We start from the raw sequence: 19,294 nt of genomic DNA, 5'->3' as shown, positions 1-19,294 counted from the left end.
AGCTCTCTAGCGCCGATGGTAGTTGGGACCTTGTCCCTGTGAGAGTAGGACGTCGCCAAGCAACTAAAACACGAGTCAGAATGACTCGTGTTTTTTCGTGTTTCTTTTTATAATTCATAGTAATTTAAAAAATCTTTACTTAAAGAATCGTCCTTTTGATTAAAGACTGGGAAATGTGGCTAGGATAGTGAATAAGCAAAAGAGTTGCAAATTTTTTTAATACGTATATAATTAAAGTCAAAGATAGTCAAAGTCAATAAAGGTGGCGGATAAATGAGAAATATATCTGATATCATTGAGAAATATCTAAAGCAAGTTATTGACTTAAGCAATAATAATGCGATTGAAATCAAGAGGAATGAGGTCGCTGATCGATTCGATTGTGTGCCGTCTCAAATCAACTATGTAATCAATACCCGTTTTACGTTAGAAAGAGGATTCGTAGTAGAAAGTAAACGAGGTGGAGGAGGTTACATTCGCATTATAAAAGTCAAACTGCATGATGATATAGACATTATTGATCAAATGCTTCATATGATTGATCATAGCGTTGCACAAGGAAATGCAGAAAGCATGATTATACGTTTAATAGAAGAGGGTATTATAACAAATCGTGAAGCTAAACTTATGTTAAGTGTACTAGATCGTTCTGTATTATTAATGGATGTTCCTTCTCGAGATGAACTTAGGGCTCGAATATTATGCGCAATGTTAAGAACACTGAAATATAAATAAATATAACTTTTGTTAAGAATGATAACTAAGATAATGCAGTTTAATATTGTAGGGATTTTGAAAGATGACATGTGCTTTTACTAAATGGATTAAGGAAAGAGAACAATCTAGTAATGTATGAAAAGTATCATGAGATAGATCGTTCCTGTTGTAAAGGTGGGGGATAGCGATGACTTGTCAAAACTGTAATATAAGACCAGCAACTTTACATTATACAAAAGTAATCAACGAAAAAAAGGCGGAAGTTCATCTTTGCGAGCAATGTGCAGAACAAAGTGGCTATACGTCTTTCTTTCAATCACCGCAGTCTAATTTTTCATTCCATGACCTATTAGCCGGATTATTGCATGGTGAACCAGCAATGTTTGAAGAAGGGCAAGATGCATTTTCAAATACAAATATATCAAGATGTCCAAATTGTAAGATGACATATGAACAATTTACAAAAGTGGGACGCTTTGGATGTGCTTCTTGTTACGATACATTTAAGGGGCATTTAAAACCATTGTTAAAACGTCTTCACGGTGGGCATACAGATCATTGTGGAAAAATTCCTGAACGTATAGAAGGAAATATCTACTTAAAGAAAGAATTAGATGAACTAAAACTCAATCTGAAACAATATGTACAGAAAGAGGAATTTGAGAAAGCGGCTGAAGTACGAGATAAAATTCGATGTCTTGTAAATCAGCTTAGTGAGCATAGAGAGGGGGAATAGTTCTATGTCACTGGACAGAATTATGAATGAAGCGATTAGTCCATGGATGAAGGGGGATGGCCCTGATTCTGATATTGTTTTAAGTAGTCGAATTCGTTTGGCTCGTAACTTTAAAAAATATCAATTCTCTACTATGCAAAACGAGGAAGAAGCTAAACAGATTCATGAGTTATTTAAGAAGAAGTTTATAAATAAACCTGTAGAACCTTTTGGGGAGTTTGAACTATTAAAAATGAATGAATTAAATCCTCTGCAAAGGAGAGTTTTAGTTGAGAAGCATTTAATTAGTCCAAATCTTGCAGGAACAGAATACGGAGCATGCCTACTATCAGAAAGTGAACATATAAGTATCATGCTTAATGAAGAGGATCATGTTAGGATTCAGTGCCTATTTTCAGGTTTACAGTTATCAGAGGCGCTTCAAAGTGCCAATCAAATAGATAACTGGATCGAGGAACAGGTTGAATATGCTTTTGATGAATCGCTTGGATATATTACGAGTTGTCCCACTAACGTCGGTACAGGATTAAGGGCTTCGGTAATGATTCATTTGCCGGGACTGGTTTTAACGAAAAGAATTAACCGTATTATACAAGTAATTCAAAAATTAGGGCTAGTAGTAAGAGGAATATACGGTGAAGGTAGCGAAGCGTTAGGTAATATATTTCAAGTGTCAAATCAAATGACACTAGGGAAGTCAGAAGAAGATATTATTGCAGATTTAAAGAGTGTCATTCAACAAATCATCCATCAAGAAAAAATGGCTAGAGAATTAATTGTACAAAATTCAAGTATTGAGCTTGAAGATAAAGTATATCGTTCTTACGGAATACTAGCTAACAGTCGTTTAATTCAATCTGCAGAAGCAGCCACTTGCTTATCAGATGTACGACTTGGTATTGACTTAGGATATATACAAGGTATATCGAGAAATATTTTAACTGAGTTAATGGTTCTTACTCAGCCGGGCATTTTGCAACAATATGCAGGAGGACCTCTAGGACCAGAAGAAAGAGATTATCGAAGAGCAACCTTAATCCGTGAGCGATTACGAATTGAACAAAATTAAGCGCAAGTAGGAGGCGATTTCTATGATGTTTGGAAGATTTACAGAACGAGCACAGAAAGTATTAGCTTTATCTCAAGAGGAAGCAATTCGCATTGGGCACAATAATATTGGAACAGAACATATTTTACTTGGGCTTGTACGCGAAGGTGAAGGAATTGCAGCAAAAGCGTTAATTGCTCTTGGATTAAGTCCAGAGAAAGTTCAAAAAGAGGTAGAAGCATTAATTGGACGTGGAACGGAAGCTTCTCAAACAGTACATTACACACCTCGTGCTAAAAAAGTTATTGAGTTGTCTATGGACGAAGCTCGTAAATTGGGCCATTCCTACGTTGGAACAGAACATATTTTACTTGGTTTAATCCGTGAAGGTGAAGGTGTAGCAGCACGTGTTTTAAATAATTTAGGTGTAAGCCTAAACAAAGCAAGGCAACAAGTGTTACAACTTCTTGGAAGTAATGAAGCTAGTTCAGGTCACCAAGGTGGTTCATCAACAAATGCGAATACACCTACACTTGACAGTCTAGCACGTGATTTAACAGTTGTTGCACGTGAAAACCGTTTAGATCCTGTTATTGGGCGTAGTAAAGAAATTCAACGTGTAATTGAAGTGTTAAGCCGTAGAACAAAAAACAATCCAGTATTAATTGGAGAACCTGGTGTAGGTAAGACAGCAATTGCGGAAGGATTAGCACAGCAAATTGTAAATAATGAAGTTCCTGAAACTTTAAGAGATAAGCGTGTTATGACATTAGATATGGGTACAGTTGTTGCTGGAACAAAATATCGTGGTGAATTTGAGGATCGTTTAAAGAAAGTGATGGATGAGATTCGCCAAGCTGGTAACATCATTCTATTTATTGATGAGCTTCATACGTTAATTGGTGCAGGAGGGGCAGAAGGTGCAATTGATGCATCGAATATTTTAAAACCATCTTTAGCACGTGGTGAATTACAATGTATTGGTGCAACAACTTTAGACGAATATCGTAAATATATTGAAAAGGATGCGGCATTAGAAAGACGTTTCCAACCAATTCATGTTGATGAACCAAACTTAGAAGAATCAGTTCAAATTTTAAAAGGTTTACGTGACCGTTATGAGGCGCATCACCGCGTATCTATTACAGATGATGCAATCGATGCGGCTGTAAAACTTTCAGATCGTTACATTACAGACCGTTTTTTACCTGATAAAGCAATCGATTTAATTGATGAGGCTGCATCAAAAGTGCGCTTACGTTCTTATACAACACCGCCAAACTTAAAAGAGCTTGAAGTGAAGCTTGAGGAAATTAGAAAAGAAAAAGATGCAGCTGTACAAAGCCAAGAATTTGAAAAAGCTGCTTCCTTACGTGATATGGAACAACGTTTACGTGAAAAGTTAGAAGATACAAAGCGTCAGTGGAAAGAGAAACAAGGACAAGAAAATTCAGAAGTAACAGTAGAAGATATTGCAAATGTCGTTTCCACATGGACACGTATTCCAGTTTCTAAACTTGCACAAACAGAGACAGATAAATTATTAAACTTGGAATCAATTTTACATGATCGTTTAATTGGGCAGGATGAAGCAGTTGTAGCTGTGGCAAAAGCTGTTCGTCGTGCGAGAGCGGGATTAAAAGATCCGAAACGTCCAATTGGCTCATTTATTTTCCTAGGACCGACTGGTGTAGGTAAAACAGAACTAGCGAGGGCTTTAGCAGAATCTATGTTCGGTGATGAGGATGCAATGATCCGCATCGATATGTCTGAGTATATGGAAAAACATTCTACTTCTCGCTTAGTTGGATCTCCTCCAGGATATGTTGGATATGAAGAAGGTGGACAATTAACAGAGAAAGTTCGTCGTAAGCCATATTCAGTTGTCTTATTAGATGAAGTAGAGAAAGCCCATCCGGATGTGTTTAATATTTTACTACAAGTATTAGAAGATGGCCGTTTAACAGATTCTAAAGGACGTACAGTTGATTTCCGTAATACAATTGTTATTATGACGTCTAATGTTGGTGCAGACGCATTAAAACGTAATAAACATCTTGGATTTAACGTACAAGATGAGAGCCGCGATTATTCAGATATGAAAGGTAAAGTAATGGATGAATTGAAAAAGGCATTTCGTCCAGAATTTTTAAACCGTATTGATGAAATTATTGTGTTCCATATGCTTGAGAAAAAACATATTCAAGAAATCGTAACTCTTATGGTGAACCAGTTGGTGAATCGCTTAAAAGAACAAGAGATTGAATTGCACTTAACAGAAGGAGCAATTTCAGCAATTGCTGATAAAGGATTTGATCGAGAGTACGGTGCTCGTCCGCTTCGTAGAGCAATTCAAAAACATGTAGAAGATAGACTATCAGAAGAACTGTTAAAAGGTGCTATTGAGAAAGGGCAAAAAGTTATCTTTGATATAGAAGGAGAATCATTTGTCATTCATAGTGCGGAAAAGGTAAAATAAGTATAGACAAACAAAGAGGGCTACGCGATAGCCCTCTTTCTTGTACGAGAAGGATAAACGTTTGTAGATGAAAGTGAAGTGAACTATAAAAGATATGGCTAAAAAGAAAACAAAATTCACATGTCAAGAGTGTGGTTATCAGTCGCCAAAATATATGGGGAAATGTCCTGGATGTGGTAAATGGAATACGCTTGTTGAAGAGATGGAACCAGTTGTATCATCAAGGCGCCTTAATTATGTCAATGCAATTCAATCAGAAGTAACAAAACCAAGACGCTTAACAGAGGTAGAAACAAATTCTGAGGCGCGTATTGAAACGAAATTTCAAGAGTTTAACCGTGTACTTGGTGGCGGGATTGTAGATGGATCTTTAGTACTTATTGGTGGAGACCCTGGGATTGGAAAATCAACATTGTTATTACAAATTTCATCGCAATTAGCAGATTCTTCATATGATGTACTATACATATCAGGCGAGGAGTCAGCAAAGCAGATTAAACTTCGTGCAGATCGTTTGCATGTAAAGGGTAGTAATCTATTTGTTGTAGCAGAAACTGATCTACAGCGAATTGCAGCGCACATTGAAGAGATGAATCCAGCTTTTGTTGTTATTGACTCTATTCAAACGATACATTTACCTGAAGTGACGTCAGCCCCAGGAAGTGTAGCGCAAGTACGTGAATGTACAGCGGAATTAATGAAGCTTGCAAAGACGAAAGGGATTCCTATTTTTATCGTCGGACATGTGACAAAAGAAGGGGCAATTGCAGGACCACGTATGCTAGAACATATGGTTGATGCAGTTCTTTACTTTGAAGGAGATCGTCACCATACATATCGTATTTTGCGAGCTGTGAAGAACCGTTTTGGTTCCACAAATGAAATGGGTATCTTTGAAATGAAGGAACTAGGTCTTGCAGAAGTACTAAATCCTTCTGAAATTTTCCTTGAGGAACGTCCAGTTGGAGTTGCAGGATCCACAGTGGTTGCTTCAATGGAAGGAACCAGACCGGTTTTAGTAGAAATACAAGCATTAATCTCCCCTACTAGTTTTGGAAATCCTCGAAGAATGGCGACGGGAATTGATCATAACCGCGTTTCACTTATTATGGCAGTGCTAGAAAAAAGAACAGGTTTATTGTTGCAAAATCAAGACGCATATTTAAAAGTCGCGGGTGGCTTGAAATTAGATGAACCAGCAATCGATTTAGCTGTTGCCTTAAGTATTGCTTCAAGTTTCAGAGATAAAGCTACTGCACCAACCGATGCGGTAATAGGAGAAGTAGGCCTAACTGGAGAAATAAGAAGAGTATCAAGAATTGAACAACGTGTACAAGAAGCAGCAAAATTAGGATTTCAACGTGCTATTATTCCTAGAAAAAATTTGGGAGGATGGACAATTCCAGATGGGATTGAGGTAGTAGGTGTTTCTAATTTAGGAGAGGCGCTTCGTTTGACATTAGGAGGCTAGGCTATGGAGGAAAACAAGCAACGTGTCAAAAGTATGATTAACATTCTACAGCTCGTTGCCCCAGGAACACCACTACGCGAAGGGATAGATAACGTACTTCGTGCGCAAACTGGAGGGCTAATTGTTCTTGGGTATAATGAGCAGATTAAAAGTATTGTTGATGGAGGATTTCACATTAATTGTGCATTCTCACCGGCTAGTTTATATGAATTAGCAAAAATGGATGGGGCACTTATTTTAAATGAAACTGGGAGCAAAATTTTAATTGCAAATGCACAATTAGTTCCAGATCCATCCATTGATTCTATTGAAACAGGTATGCGTCACCGAACGGCAGAGCGTGTAGCAAAGCAGACGGCTAGCCTTGTTGTGGCTATTTCACAAAGACGTAACGTAATTACACTATATCAAGGGAACTTACGTTATACACTAAAAGATATAGGTGTAATTTTAACAAAGGCAAACCAAGCTATTCAAACGTTAGAAAAATATAAAGCTGTATGGAATGATGGGATTACGAATTTGGGCATTCTAGAATTTGAAGAGGTCGTTACAATGTCCGAGGTAGTTCACGTTTTACATAGTGTTGAAATGGTACTGCGTATTAAAAATGAAATAGTGAGCTACATTCATGAGTTAGGAACGGAAGGAAGGTTAATTCGTTTACAACTTACAGAATTACTAGCCGACTTAGAAGCAGAGGCAGCGTTATTAATTAAGGATTATTATCAAGAAAAAACGCAGGATCACCATCAAATTTTGAAAAAGTTACAAGATCTTGCAAATACACAGCTTTTAGAGGATAGCGATTTAGTTAAATTGCTTGGCTATCCAGGGCAAATGAGCTTAGAAGAAAGCGTGACACCGAGGGGATACCGAATCGCAAGCAAAATTTCTCGTGTTCCACCACTTATCATTGAAAATTTAATTAATCGATTTAAAACGTTACAAGGTGTTTGTCGTGCAACTATTAATGAATTGGATGATGTGGAAGGAATTGGGGAAGTTAGGGCGAAGAAAATACGAGAGGGCCTAAAAAGAATTCAAGAGCATCTCTATATGAGTAGACACAATTAAGAATATTACATTGATTCCATAATATAACGACACTAGAACATTTTTGGTATATGATATGGTATATTGGTAAATAAAACTATTTATATAAAAAAAACACGTCCGCTTTTGCATTCGGCGTTTTGATTAGCAAAACAATGGTTAATAATGAGTAGGAGGTGGTTGGATGTTAAAAAGGATCGTACAGCTCTTCTTTTTAGTGATCGGGGGAGCGTTAGGGATTTTTCTAATCCCAAAAGTTATTAATGTATTGGACGTCGGTGCTGTTCCTTGGCTTGAGGGATCGTACGTTCGTGCAATTATTGGTGCAATTATTTTATTTTTAACAACATTTTGGCTTGTGGATTATATTGTTCAACTTATTAAACATATCGAAGAAGCCCTTGTAAAGGCACCGGTAGCGGATGTTTTATTTGGTACATTAGGGTTGATCTCTGGTCTTATTGTTGCATATTTAATTTTGATACCAATTCGTGAATTCACGATTCCAGTCATTAGTACAGTATTACAAGTGTTCTTTACTCTTTTACTTGGTTATTTAGGATTCCAAGTAGGATTTAAAAAGAGAAATGAATTGCTAGGATTATTTACATTACCCCAGCGCGGAGGTAAGAAGAAAAACAATAGCGAGAACGAAGAGGTAGAGGTAGAAAAATCTACAACTCATTGGAAAATTCTCGATACAAGTGTAATTATTGATGGACGTATTGCGGATATTTGCCAAACGAAGTTTTTAGAAGGAACAATTGTGATTCCACAATTCGTATTAGAAGAGCTTCAGCATATTGCCGATTCTTCTGATGCTTTAAAGCGTAATCGTGGTCGCAGAGGATTAGACATTTTAAATCGTATTCAAAAAGAGCTACCAATTCCGGTGGAAATTTATGAAGGTGATTTTGAGGATATCCAAGAGGTGGATAGCAAGCTTGTAAAGTTAGCTAAAATCACTGGTGGAACTGTTGTAACAAATGATTTCAACTTAAACAAAGTTTCTGAACTACAAGGAGTAACAGTGTTAAACATTAACGATTTAGCAAATGCAATTAAACCAGTCGTACTCCCTGGTGAAGAATTAAGTGTTTATGTTGTGAAAGATGGTAAAGAACAAAATCAAGGTGTTGCATACTTAGATGATGGCACGATGATTGTAGTAGAAGACGGTAGAGAATATGTCGGTTCGCAACTTAATGTACTAGTTACAAGTGTGTTGCAAACATCGGCTGGTCGTATGATTTTCGCAAAACGTAAATTATTAGAAAAAGCATTATAAGTAGAGGATTATTAATATGTATACATTAATTATTCCGGCAGCGGGTCAAGGGAAACGGATGGGTGCTGGCAAAAACAAGTTGTTCTTACTTATAAATGGAGTACCTATCATTGTGCATACATTACGTGCTTTTGAAAAAGATAAAGCATGTAAACGTATTATCATGGCAATTAACGAAGAGGAACGTCCTTATTTTGAGGAGTTAATACAGAAGTACCCGGTTGAAAAGCAGGTGCAATTTATTCAAGGCGGGGCTGAAAGACAAGATAGTGTGTATAATGCGCTTCAGTATGTGAGCGGAGTTGAGTATGTTCTCGTACACGATGGTGCGCGCCCGTTCGTAACGAATAAGATGATGCAAGATGTATTAACTGTAGCAGAGAAATATGGTGCTTCCATTTGTGCAGTGCCAGTGAAGGATACAATTAAGAAAGTAGAACAGGGTGTTGTTGTTGAAACGGTAGAACGTTCTCAGCTTAAAGCGGTTCAAACACCGCAAGGATTTTCTGTTCCTCTTTTATTAGAAGCTCATAGAAGTGCAAAGCAAAGTTGTTTTCTTGGTACAGATGATGCAAGTCTCGTAGAACGTGTCGGGAAGCAAGTAGGCGTGGTAGAGGGGAGTTACTATAATATTAAAGTGACGACTCCAGAGGATTTACTAATTGCTGAAAGTTTCCTTCATGTTCAGAAGAAATAGAAGTGATGGTATTATAGTAAAGAAAAGCTCGGCAGTTGCCGAGCTTTTCTTTATAGAGATAGCAATATAATATAGAATTCATAAAGTAGTTTAGATTGAGGAGGATGTAAAGAATGTTTCGAATTGGACAAGGTTTTGATGTACATGAATTTGCGGAAGGTAGACCGTTAATTATCGGCGGAATTACAATTCCTCATGAAAAAGGATTAATCGGTCACTCGGATGCAGATGTATTGTTACATACGATTGCTGACGCATGTCTAGGAGCAATTGCAGCAGGAGATATTGGAAAACATTTTCCTGATACAGATCCTGCCTTTAAAGATGCGGATTCAGCTGTATTGTTACAAAAGGTTTGGGAATTTGTGTGTGAACAAGGTTATGAGCTAGGGAACCTAGATTGTACAATTATTGCCCAAAAGCCAAAAATGGCACCGCATATTGAAAGCATGCGTAAACGCATTAGTGAACTACTAGAAACGTCTATTGATAATATTAATGTAAAGGCAACAACAACAGAAAAATTAGGATTTACAGGTAGAGAAGAAGGGATTGCTTCTCAAGCGGTTGTTTTATTACAGAAAAAATAGTGGTTTTTAATTCGTAAGATGGATAATCACGTTTTTTTGGTGTACAATTATAGAATGTGTTGACATTAAGATTGGAAGGTGTACCAACTATGGAAAAGCAAGTGAGAGTGCGCTATGCGCCAAGTCCAACAGGACACTTACATATCGGAAATGCGCGTACGGCATTATTTAATTATTTATTTGCTCGTCATCAAGATGGTAAGTTTATTATTCGTATTGAAGATACTGATGTGAAACGTAATGTTGCTGGTGGAGAAGAAAGCCAATTAAAATACTTGAAATGGCTCGGTATGGACTGGGATGAAGGTGTTGATGTTGGTGGTGAATTTGGACCATATCGTCAAACAGAGCGTTTAGATATTTATAAAAAATTATATGAAGATTTATTAGAGCGTGATTTAGCTTACAAATGTTATATGACAGAAGAAGAGCTAGAGGCAGAGCGTGAAGGACAAATCGCTCGTGGTGAAACACCGCGTTATGCAGGAAACCACCGTGATTTAACTGAGGAGCAAATTAAAGGATTTGAGGCTGAAGGCCGTATTCCAAGTATTCGCTTCCGTGTGCCGGCTGATAGCGACTTCACGTTTAAAGATATCGTAAAAGATGAAGTTGCATTCCATTCAAATGATTTTGGTGATTTCGTTATCGTGAAAAAAGATGGAATTCCAACTTATAACTTTGCGGTAGCGGTAGATGATCACTTAATGGAGATTACACACGTACTTCGTGGTGATGATCATATTTCAAACACGCCAAAACAAATGATGATTTATGAAGCTCTCGGTTGGGATATCCCGAAGTTCGGTCATATGACTTTAATTGTAAACGAAAGCCGTAAAAAGCTAAGTAAGCGTGACGAATCTATTATTCAATTTATTGAGCAATATAAAGAGCTTGGATATCTTCCAGAAGCAATCTTTAACTTTATTGCATTACTAGGTTGGTCACCAGTAGGTGAAGAAGAAATCTTCTCTCAAGATGAGTTTATCAAAATGTTTGATGCAGCTCGTTTATCAAAATCACCTGCATTATTTGATTCTCAAAAACTAAAATGGATGAACAACCAATATATGAAAAAACAAGATTTAGATACGGTTGTTGAACTAAGCTTACCGCATTTAGTGAAAGCGGGTCGCATAGGTGAAAACTTAAGTGAACAAGAACAAGCATGGGTTCGTGATGTAATTGCTTTATATCATGACCAAATGAGCTTTGGAGCTGAAATTGTAGAGCTTTCTGAAATGTTCTTTAAAGATCATGTTGATCATGAAGAAGAGGGACAAGAAGTATTGAAGGGTGAACAAGTACCTGAAGTACTTCGTACATTTGCCGATCAATTAGAAGCTTTAGAAGCAATGGAGCCAGCGGCAGTTAAGGCGGCTATTAAAGCAGTTCAAAAGGAAACAGGACATAAAGGTAAAAACCTATTTATGCCAATCCGTGTTGCTACTACTGGACAAACACATGGTCCAGAGCTTCCTAACGCTATTGCTCTTCTTGGAAAAGAAAAAGTTTTAAATCGTATTCAAAAAGTAATTGGTTAACATTTTCTAGGTTTAGCAATATAATAAGTATACCTAAAATCTAATAAGGAAAAGCGACGAGAAGGAGAAGTAGAAAATCAGGCTTTTTACAGAGAGAACCACCCTTAGGCTGGAAGTGGTTTATAAGCGGATTTTTGAAATGCCCCTTCGAGTCTTCTGTTGAACAGCGAAGTATTTCGCGGAACGTCTTAGGGCGCAAAGTAAACAGAAGCGGTGTAAACCGTTATCATGGATGAGTTTGAGGCTTCTTTAGCCTAAACAGAGTGGAACCGCGCTTAAAAGGCGTCTCTGTCTATATGACAGAGGCGTCTTTTTTTTATACCATGTAAATGGGTGTGAGTATAAGTTTTATCCCCTTGTATAAAGATTCAGGGGGAGTTAGGGGAGTTAGTTCACTCGAAAAAAGCAGCCCATAAAGGGGAGGGAACATCGATGTTTAAGAGGCTTCGGGAAGATATTGAAGTCGTTTTTGAACAGGATCCAGCGGCACGAAGTTATTTCGAAGTCATTTTAACTTACTCTGGATTACATGCAGTTTGGGGCCATCGAATTGCACATGCTTTTTATAAAAGGAATTTTTTCTTTATGGCACGTTGGATTTCGCAAGTTAGTCGTTTTTTTACTGGCATTGAGATTCATCCAGGAGCAACTATTGGTCGTCGTTTTTTCATTGATCATGGAATGGGGGTTGTAATTGGCGAAACGTGTGAAATTGGCGAAAACGTAACAATTTATCAAGGTGTCACATTAGGTGGTACAGGTAAAGAAAAAGGAAAGAGGCACCCTACAATTCAGGATAATGTATTAATTGCAACAGGTGCTAAAGTACTAGGTTCTATTACTGTTGGAGAGAATTCTAAAATTGGAGCAGGATCTGTCGTGTTGAAGGAAGTTCCTGCACATTCTACAGTTGTAGGTATACCTGGCCGAGTCGTTATTCAAAATGGAGTAAAGATTGGTCAAGAATTAAATCATTCTGATCTCCCGGATCCGATTTTTGATAAATTAAAGGTTATGGAAGCAGAACTTGATAAATTGAGAAAGCAACTCGAAGTAAAGGTAGAAAGGAAGGATAAAAATGACTATTCACATTTATAATACGTTAACGCGTCAAAAAGAAGAGTTTATGCCATTAGAAGAAAATAAGGTAAAGATGTATGTGTGCGGACCTACAGTGTATAACTACATTCACATTGGGAATGCAAGACCACCTATGGTATTTGATACAGTACGCCGTTACTTAGAATATAAAGGATATGATGTGCAGTATGTATCTAACTTTACTGACGTGGATGATAAATTAATTAAGGCGGCAAATGAATTAGGTGAAGATGTGCCAACAATTGCAGATCGTTTTGTTGAAGCTTACTTTGAAGATGTAACGGCACTAGGTTGCAAGCATGCAACGGTTCATCCACGTGTAACAGAAAATATGGATATCATTATTGAATTTATTCAAGAACTTGTGAATAAAGGGTATGCATATGAATCAGAAGGTGATGTGTACTTTAAAACGAAAGAATTCGAAGGTTACGGTAAATTATCACATCAACCGATTGCAGACTTACGTCACGGTGCACGTATTGAAGTAGGAGAAAAGAAACAAGACCCTCTTGACTTTGTTTTATGGAAAGCTGCGAAAGAAGGAGAAATCTTCTGGGAAAGCCCTTGGGGGAAAGGACGCCCAGGGTGGCATATTGAATGCTCAGCAATGGCGCGTAAATATTTAGGGGATACAATTGATATTCATGCTGGTGGTCAAGATTTAGCATTTCCTCATCATGAAAATGAAATTGCGCAGTCTGAGGCGTTGACAGGAAAAACATTTGCACGTTATTGGATGCATAATGGATATATTAATATTAATAACGAGAAGATGTCTAAGTCGCTTGGAAACTTCATTTTAGTTCACGATATCATCAAACAATATGATCCACAGTTAATCAGGTTCTTTATGCTATCGGTACATTACCGTCACCCAATTAACTTTAGTGAAGATTTATTGCAAAGTACGAATAATGGACTAGAAAGAATTAAAACAGCTTACGGTAACTTAAAGCATCGTATAGAAAGTAGTACGGATTTAACGGACCATAATGAAAAATGGTTAGCTGAAATGGAAAAGTTCCAGGTTGCATTCGAAGAAGCGATGGATGATGATTTCAATACGGCTAATGCGATTACTGAATTATATAACGTAGCAAATCACGCAAATCAATATTTGTTAGAAGAACATACTTCTAAAATTGTAATTGAAGCGTATGTAAAACAACTTGAAACATTATTTAGTATTTTAGGATTAGAATTAGCGCAAGAAGAGTTGCTTGATGAAGAAATTGAAGCACTAATCCAAAAGCGTATTGAAGCTCGTCAAAATCGTGACTTCGCATTATCTGATCAAATTCGCGATGATTTAAAAGGACGTAATATTATTTTAGAAGATACCGCTCAAGGTACAAGATGGAAAAGAGGATAAGAATGATTGATGCAAAGCAATTGAACAGCTTAGCGTTAGCATATATGGGTGATGCGGTATATGAACAATATATCCGCTATCACCTCCTTCAAAAGGGGAAAGTTCGCCCTAATCAATTACATCGCTTAGGGACGAGCTTTGTTTCGGCAAAAGCACAGGCGAAAGTTGTTTATCATTTATTAGAGACGGCATTTTTGACAGAAGAGGAAGAGGCGGTATTAAGAAGAGGGCGTAATGCGAATTCGGGTACTGTTCCAAAAAATACAGATGTACAAACATATCGACACAGTACAGCCTTTGAAGCGCTAATCGGTTATCATCACTTGTTGAATAATCGTGAAAGATTGGACGAGATTGTATATAAGGCGATTGACGTTTTGGACGAAAAGGAAGGGAGCACATCATCATGAGTAGTGAATATATTATCGGACGTAACCCTGTAATTGAAGCTTTAAGAGCGGGGCGAGATATTAATAAAATTTTGGTAGCAGAAGGTGCTGCCAAAGGACAAGTGCAGATTGTACTAGCATTAGCAAAAGAGAATAAGGTTATTTTGCAACACGCACCAAAGAAGAAATTAGATCAATTGGTTGAGGGAAATCATCAAGGTGTAATTGCTCAAGTAGCTGCATATCAATATGCTGAGTTAGAGGATTTGTTTAAATTAGCAGAAAAACGCAATGAAGATCCGTTCTTCTTAATTTTAGATGAAATTGAAGACCCACATAACTTAGGTTCTATTATGCGTACTGCGGATGCAACAGGGGCTCATGGGGTTATTATTCCAAAAAGAAGAGCGGTGGGACTTACAGCGTCAGTTGCGAAAGCGTCGACTGGGGCAATTGAATATATTCCTGTTGCACGTGTAACAAATTTATCGCGTACAATTGATGAATTAAAAGAACGCGGACTTTGGATTGCTGGTACAGATGCCAAAGGGAAAACAGATTACCGTAATTTAGATGGTAATATGCCAATCGGACTAGTAATTGGTAGTGAAGGAAAAGGTATGAGTCGTATTATTGGTGAAAAGTGTGATTTCCTAATTACTTTACCGATGGTCGGTAAAGTTACATCCTTAAATGCTTCAGTAGCCGCAAGTTTGTTAATGTATGAGGTATATCGTAAACGTCACGAAATTGGTAAATAAAAAATGAACGATATTTTAATCGTTGACGGTTACAACATTATCGGGGCTTGGGGAGACTTGAAGAAACTGCGGGATGTAGATTTACAGTCATCAAGAGACGCACTTATTGATAAGATGGCGGATTATCAAGGCTATACAGGCACAAAGGTAATGATTGTCTTTGATGCCTATACAGTCTATGGTATTGAAAAAAAGATGAAACAATCGCGGGTGGAAGTAATATTCACGAGAAAGAATCAAACTGCAGATGAAAAGATAGAACAACTTGCGATTGAGCTTAGAAATATAAAGACACAAATATACGTTGCAACTTCGGATTATACGGAGCAATGGATTATATTTGCGCAAGGTGCACTTCGAAAATCTGCGCGTGAATTAGAGTTAGAAGTGCAAGCGATGGAACAACAAGTAAGAAGGTGTACAAAAGACACGAAAGAAAAGCAACCCGCCATGCGAAAGATATTTAGTGAGGATATTACAGAAAAATTAGAAAAATTAAGAAGAGGAGAGCGTTGAGGCATTGACGCTCTTTATCTTTTTACTGTATAATATTGCTAAATATATAGCGGTCGGAGGGATCAAGGTGGAAGCAGGCTTCGTAAGTGTAGGCGACGTTACATTTCGTGATTTAGAGGATGAGGCAATCGTTGAGTTAGTTCGAAAAGGTAATACTGACGCTCTAGAATATTTAATTCACAAATATAAGAACTTTGTTCGCGCGAAATCAAGATCTTATTTCTTAGTGGGTGCCGATCGAGAAGACATTGTTCAAGAAGGCATGATTGGGTTGTTTAAAGCCATTCGTGATTATAAAGGGGACAAGCTGTCTTCGTTCAAAGCATTTGCTGAACTGTGTATCACTCGACAAATTATTACCGCTATTAAAACAGCAACAAGGCAAAAACATATTCCGTTAAATTCGTATGTGTCTTTAGACAAGCCAATTTACGATGAGGAATCTGATCGAACATTATTAGATGTTATTTCGGAATCGAAAGTAACTGATCCAGAAGAGATGATTATCAGTCAGGAAGAATATACAGACATAGAATCAAAAATATCTGAATTATTAAGCGATTTAGAAAGAAAAGTGCTCTCTTTATACTTAGATGGTCGTTCCTATCAAGAAATTTCAGAACAGTTAAACAGGCACGTGAAATCTATTGATAACGCATTGCAGCGTGTAAAAAGGAAATTAGAAAGATATATGGAGATGAGAGAGAGTACAACTTTAAATTCATAGCAAGTGCCGCAGGTGTAAAAAAATTCACCTGTTTTCTTTTTGTTAAGAGAGTGAAAGTCATGACATTGACATTGTCTTTTGTTGTATGATACATTTTTAGGGACAATGTTACAAGGTTGGTGTAACTAATGAGGAAAAAAGTTGTACTCTCATGTGAAGAGTGTAAAAATCGAAACTACTCTACGATGAAAGATACGAGCTCAGTAGAGCGACTTGAGATAAAGAAGTTTTGTAAAACATGCAATAAGCATACAGTTCACAAAGAAACAAAATAAATAATACACTGGAGGTCCCGTAGATGCGTTTAACGAACTTTTTCGGCGATGTAGGTCGCGAAATGAAAAAAGTAAGTTGGCCTAAAAAAGATGAATTACTCCGCTCAACAACGACTGTTATCGCGACAGTTGTGTTCTTTGCGATTTTCTTCGCAGTGGTTGATATGGGCATTTCTTCTTTAATTCGGTTAATTCTTGGTTAATTCTTGAATAAGAAGCACTTATCCATGATATAATGTTATTTATAAGAACTGTGTAAAAGCCCGGTGAACGGGTTTTTTCATTTGCGCAAAAAAATGTACGTCAGGGAGGGAAGGACGCTCGTCCTAAATGAATGGAAAAAAGTTGGTATGTTGTCCATACTTATTCTGGATATGAAAATAAAGTAAAAGCAAACCTAGAGAAACGTGTAGAATCAATGGGTATGCAAGATAAAATTTTCCGTGTTGTTGTCCCGGAAGAAGTAGAAGTAGAAATGAAAAATGGTAAAGAAAAAATAACGAAAAGAAAAGTGTTCCCAGGTTACGTATTAGTAGAACTAATCATGACTGACGATTCTTGGTATGTTGTTCGTAATACGCCAGGTGTAACAGGTTTTGTTGGTTCTTCTGGTTCAGGATCTAAACCATCGCCTCTATTAGAAGAGGAAGTTGTTACCATCATGAAGCATATGGGAATGGACAATGAAGTGGTTGATTTCGAATTTGAACTTCATGAAACAGTGCGTGTAAATGAGGGGCCATTCGCGGATTATACAGGTGCGATTGAAGAAATTGATGTGGAAAAGAAAAAAGTTAGCGTGCTTGTAGACATGTTCGGTCGCGAGACTCCGGTTGAACTTGATTTCCATCAAATTGAAAAATTATAAAATGAAACTTGAAATGAATTGTAAAAAGTGATAATATCTTTTAAGTCAGTACGTCTTCGGTAACGGAGACGTTTTTTGAAAAAGATTTTATCATTATGATAAAATATGAAGTGGGAGGGCAAATCACTGCCCAATTGACCACATCACGGACTTAAGGAGGTGTGTCTCGTGGCTAAAAAGGTAATTAAAATAGTAAAACTTCAAATTCCTGCAGGTAAAGCTAATCCAGCTCCGCCGGTTGGTCCAGCATTAGGACAAGCAGGTGTTAACATCATGGGCTTCTGTAAAGAGTTTAACGCTCGTACAGCTGATCAAGCTGGTCTTATCATCCCTGTTGAAATTACGGTATTTGAGGACCGTTCATTCACTTTCATTACTAAAACTCCTCCTGCTGCTGTTCTTCTTAAGAAAGTAGCTGGTATTGAGTCTGGTTCTGGTGAACCAAACCGTAATAAAGTGGCAACTGTTAAGCGTGATAAAGTACGCGAAATCGCTGAAACTAAAATGCCTGACCTAAACGCTGCTAGTGTAGAAGCTGCAATGCGTATGGTTGAAGGTACTGCGCGCAGTATGGGCATCGTTATCGAAGACTAATTCGATTTGTTTTTTGTAAAAAAGGTTGCGGGTCTGGAATTCCAATTCGCAACCTTTATTATCGTAAATGATTATCATTTTTAAATAAATGGATGGGCGCACATCCTCGGGGGTTCCCGGAATGAAGGCGTAAACGTGGGAGGTTATTCCGCTAAAACCACATTCAAGGAGGAAACAAACATGGCTAAAAGAGGTAAAAAGTACGTTGAAGCTGCGAAGCTTGTTGATCGTGCATCTGCTTACTCTGCAACAGAAGCAGTAGAATTAGTAAAGAAAACAAACACAGCTAAATTTGATGCAACTGTAGAAGCTGCATTCCGTTTAGGTGTTGACCCTAAGAAAGCTGACCAACAAATTCGTGGTGCAGTTGTTCTTCCACACGGTACTGGTAAAGTACAACGTGTATTAGTGTTCGCTAAAGGCGAAAAAGCAAAAGAAGCAGAAGCTGCTGGCGCTGAATTCGTAGGCGATGCTGATTACATCGGTAAAATCCAAAAAGGTTGGTTCGATTTCGATGTAGTAGTAGCAACTCCTGACATGATGGGTGAAGTTGGTAAACTTGGTCGTGTATTAGGACCTAAAGGTTTAATGCCAAACCCTAAAACTGGAACAGTTACTTTCGATGTAACTAAAGCTGTTAACGAAATCAAAGCTGGTAAAGTTGAATACCGCGTTGATAAAGCTGGTAACATCCACGTTCCAATCGGTAAAGTATCTTTCGAAGATGCTAAATTAGTAGAAAACTTCAAAACAATTGCTGACACGCTACAAAAAGCTAAGCCAGCTGCTGCAAAAGGTACTTACATGAAGAACGCAACTGTTGCTTCTACAATGGGACCTGGCGTACGCGTAGACGTTTCTACACTTGCGTAAAAATTGGAAGTTGACTTCTTAAAGAAGTTTTAATATAATCATTTATGTTGTGAATTTTAATAGTGTACCGTAGACAGTAGGAGTCGATTCGACTTAATTCCCTACCTAGGTGTTAATATACGAAGCGGAATCTTTTTTCTGTGACTATATGCCTCCATGTCTACAAGTTGGGCATGGAGGTTTTTA

At 37.6% G+C, this 19,294-nt stretch carries 21 protein-coding genes and 2 other annotated features (1 of these 23 cut by a window edge); all 21 genes read left to right on the top strand.

Going from position 1 to position 19,294, the window contains the following annotated elements; all coding sequences use genetic code 11:
• Positions 1-273: 273 nt before the first annotated feature.
• The 21 genes from ctsR (at position 274) to rplA (ending at position 19,108) form a co-directional block, all read left to right on the top strand.
• The gene (ctsR, locus tag JTF23_RS23435; RefSeq protein ID WP_002029353.1) at positions 274-735 is read left to right on the top strand and encodes a transcriptional regulator CtsR; all 462 of its coding nucleotides are present in this window, start codon (positions 274-276) and stop codon (positions 733-735) included.
• Between the two features lie 169 nt (positions 736-904).
• On the top strand, positions 905-1,453 hold the full coding sequence (mcsA, locus tag JTF23_RS23430; RefSeq protein ID WP_002159618.1) for a protein-arginine kinase activator protein McsA: 549 nt from the start codon (positions 905-907) through the stop codon (positions 1,451-1,453).
• Positions 1,454-1,457: 4 nt separating this feature from the next.
• Positions 1,458-2,522 (top strand): protein-arginine kinase McsB, encoded by a 1,065-nt coding sequence (gene mcsB / locus JTF23_RS23425; RefSeq protein WP_002091490.1) that lies wholly within the window; start codon positions 1,458-1,460, stop codon positions 2,520-2,522.
• 22 nt (positions 2,523-2,544) lie between these two features.
• Positions 2,545-4,980, top strand: a complete 2,436-nt coding sequence (clpC, locus tag JTF23_RS23420) for an ATP-dependent protease ATP-binding subunit ClpC (protein WP_002063405.1) — start codon at positions 2,545-2,547, stop codon at positions 4,978-4,980.
• A gap of 94 nt (positions 4,981-5,074) precedes the next feature.
• Complete coding sequence (gene radA, locus JTF23_RS23415) at positions 5,075-6,451, top strand: DNA repair protein RadA (protein WP_002159617.1); 1,377 nt, start codon at positions 5,075-5,077, stop codon at positions 6,449-6,451.
• Positions 6,452-6,454: 3 nt separating this feature from the next.
• The gene (gene disA, locus JTF23_RS23410) at positions 6,455-7,528 is read left to right on the top strand and encodes a DNA integrity scanning diadenylate cyclase DisA (protein ID WP_000392162.1); all 1,074 of its coding nucleotides are present in this window, start codon (positions 6,455-6,457) and stop codon (positions 7,526-7,528) included.
• A gap of 163 nt (positions 7,529-7,691) precedes the next feature.
• Positions 7,692-8,795: a PIN/TRAM domain-containing protein gene (locus tag JTF23_RS23405; protein ID WP_002159616.1), complete on the top strand. Its 1,104-nt coding sequence runs from the start codon at positions 7,692-7,694 to the stop codon at positions 8,793-8,795.
• 16 nt (positions 8,796-8,811) lie between these two features.
• Positions 8,812-9,492, top strand: a complete 681-nt coding sequence (gene ispD / locus JTF23_RS23400) for a 2-C-methyl-D-erythritol 4-phosphate cytidylyltransferase (protein WP_016103295.1) — start codon at positions 8,812-8,814, stop codon at positions 9,490-9,492.
• A 113-nt stretch (positions 9,493-9,605) separates the two neighbouring features.
• Complete coding sequence (gene ispF / locus JTF23_RS23395; protein WP_002159614.1) at positions 9,606-10,082, top strand: 2-C-methyl-D-erythritol 2,4-cyclodiphosphate synthase; 477 nt, start codon at positions 9,606-9,608, stop codon at positions 10,080-10,082.
• An 89-nt stretch (positions 10,083-10,171) separates the two neighbouring features.
• Positions 10,172-11,629 (top strand): glutamate--tRNA ligase, encoded by a 1,458-nt coding sequence (gene gltX, locus JTF23_RS23390; protein WP_204209849.1) that lies wholly within the window; start codon positions 10,172-10,174, stop codon positions 11,627-11,629.
• A 47-nt stretch (positions 11,630-11,676) separates the two neighbouring features.
• Positions 11,677-11,922: a binding site (T-box leader), on the top strand.
• Between the two features lie 139 nt (positions 11,923-12,061).
• Complete coding sequence (gene cysE / locus JTF23_RS23385) at positions 12,062-12,727, top strand: serine O-acetyltransferase (protein ID WP_016103297.1); 666 nt, start codon at positions 12,062-12,064, stop codon at positions 12,725-12,727.
• Complete coding sequence (gene cysS / locus JTF23_RS23380) at positions 12,708-14,105, top strand: cysteine--tRNA ligase (protein WP_078180866.1); 1,398 nt, start codon at positions 12,708-12,710, stop codon at positions 14,103-14,105. Before cysE ends, cysS begins: the two co-directional genes overlap by 20 nt.
• 2 nt (positions 14,106-14,107) lie before the next feature.
• Positions 14,108-14,515, top strand: a complete 408-nt coding sequence (locus JTF23_RS23375) for a Mini-ribonuclease 3 (RefSeq protein ID WP_002159611.1) — start codon at positions 14,108-14,110, stop codon at positions 14,513-14,515.
• Positions 14,512-15,255, top strand: coding sequence for a 23S rRNA (guanosine(2251)-2'-O)-methyltransferase RlmB (gene rlmB, locus JTF23_RS23370; RefSeq protein ID WP_002091503.1), 744 nt, complete (start codon positions 14,512-14,514; stop codon positions 15,253-15,255). The genes JTF23_RS23375 and rlmB overlap by 4 nt, the downstream gene beginning before the upstream one ends.
• A 3-nt stretch (positions 15,256-15,258) precedes the next feature.
• Positions 15,259-15,771, top strand: a complete 513-nt coding sequence (locus JTF23_RS23365) for an NYN domain-containing protein (RefSeq protein ID WP_204209848.1) — start codon at positions 15,259-15,261, stop codon at positions 15,769-15,771.
• Positions 15,772-15,838: 67 nt separating this feature from the next.
• On the top strand, positions 15,839-16,498 hold the full coding sequence (locus JTF23_RS23360; RefSeq protein ID WP_002009799.1) for an RNA polymerase factor sigma-70: 660 nt from the start codon (positions 15,839-15,841) through the stop codon (positions 16,496-16,498).
• A gap of 128 nt (positions 16,499-16,626) precedes the next feature.
• Positions 16,627-16,773 (top strand): 50S ribosomal protein L33, encoded by a 147-nt coding sequence (rpmG, locus tag JTF23_RS23355; protein WP_012260172.1) that lies wholly within the window; start codon positions 16,627-16,629, stop codon positions 16,771-16,773.
• 23 nt (positions 16,774-16,796) lie between these two features.
• Positions 16,797-16,976 (top strand): preprotein translocase subunit SecE, encoded by a 180-nt coding sequence (gene secE, locus JTF23_RS23350; RefSeq protein ID WP_002009797.1) that lies wholly within the window; start codon positions 16,797-16,799, stop codon positions 16,974-16,976.
• A 131-nt stretch (positions 16,977-17,107) separates the two neighbouring features.
• Positions 17,108-17,641 (top strand): transcription termination/antitermination protein NusG, encoded by a 534-nt coding sequence (nusG, locus tag JTF23_RS23345; RefSeq protein WP_002009795.1) that lies wholly within the window; start codon positions 17,108-17,110, stop codon positions 17,639-17,641.
• 168 nt (positions 17,642-17,809) lie between these two features.
• On the top strand, positions 17,810-18,235 hold the full coding sequence (gene rplK / locus JTF23_RS23340; RefSeq protein WP_002159610.1) for a 50S ribosomal protein L11: 426 nt from the start codon (positions 17,810-17,812) through the stop codon (positions 18,233-18,235).
• Between the two features lie 180 nt (positions 18,236-18,415).
• Positions 18,416-19,108, top strand: a complete 693-nt coding sequence (gene rplA, locus JTF23_RS23335) for a 50S ribosomal protein L1 (protein WP_002009792.1) — start codon at positions 18,416-18,418, stop codon at positions 19,106-19,108.
• 49 nt (positions 19,109-19,157) lie between these two features.
• Positions 19,158-19,294: a sequence feature (ribosomal protein L10 leader region), on the top strand (it continues 9 nt past the right edge of the window).

The organism is Bacillus sp. RIT 809 (genome assembly GCF_016892495.1).
Taxonomy (GTDB): domain Bacteria; phylum Bacillota; class Bacilli; order Bacillales; family Bacillaceae_G; genus Bacillus_A; species Bacillus_A cereus_U.
The sequence above is the reverse complement of the archived record's forward strand: the minus strand, read 5'-3'. Positions and strand labels throughout refer to the sequence as shown.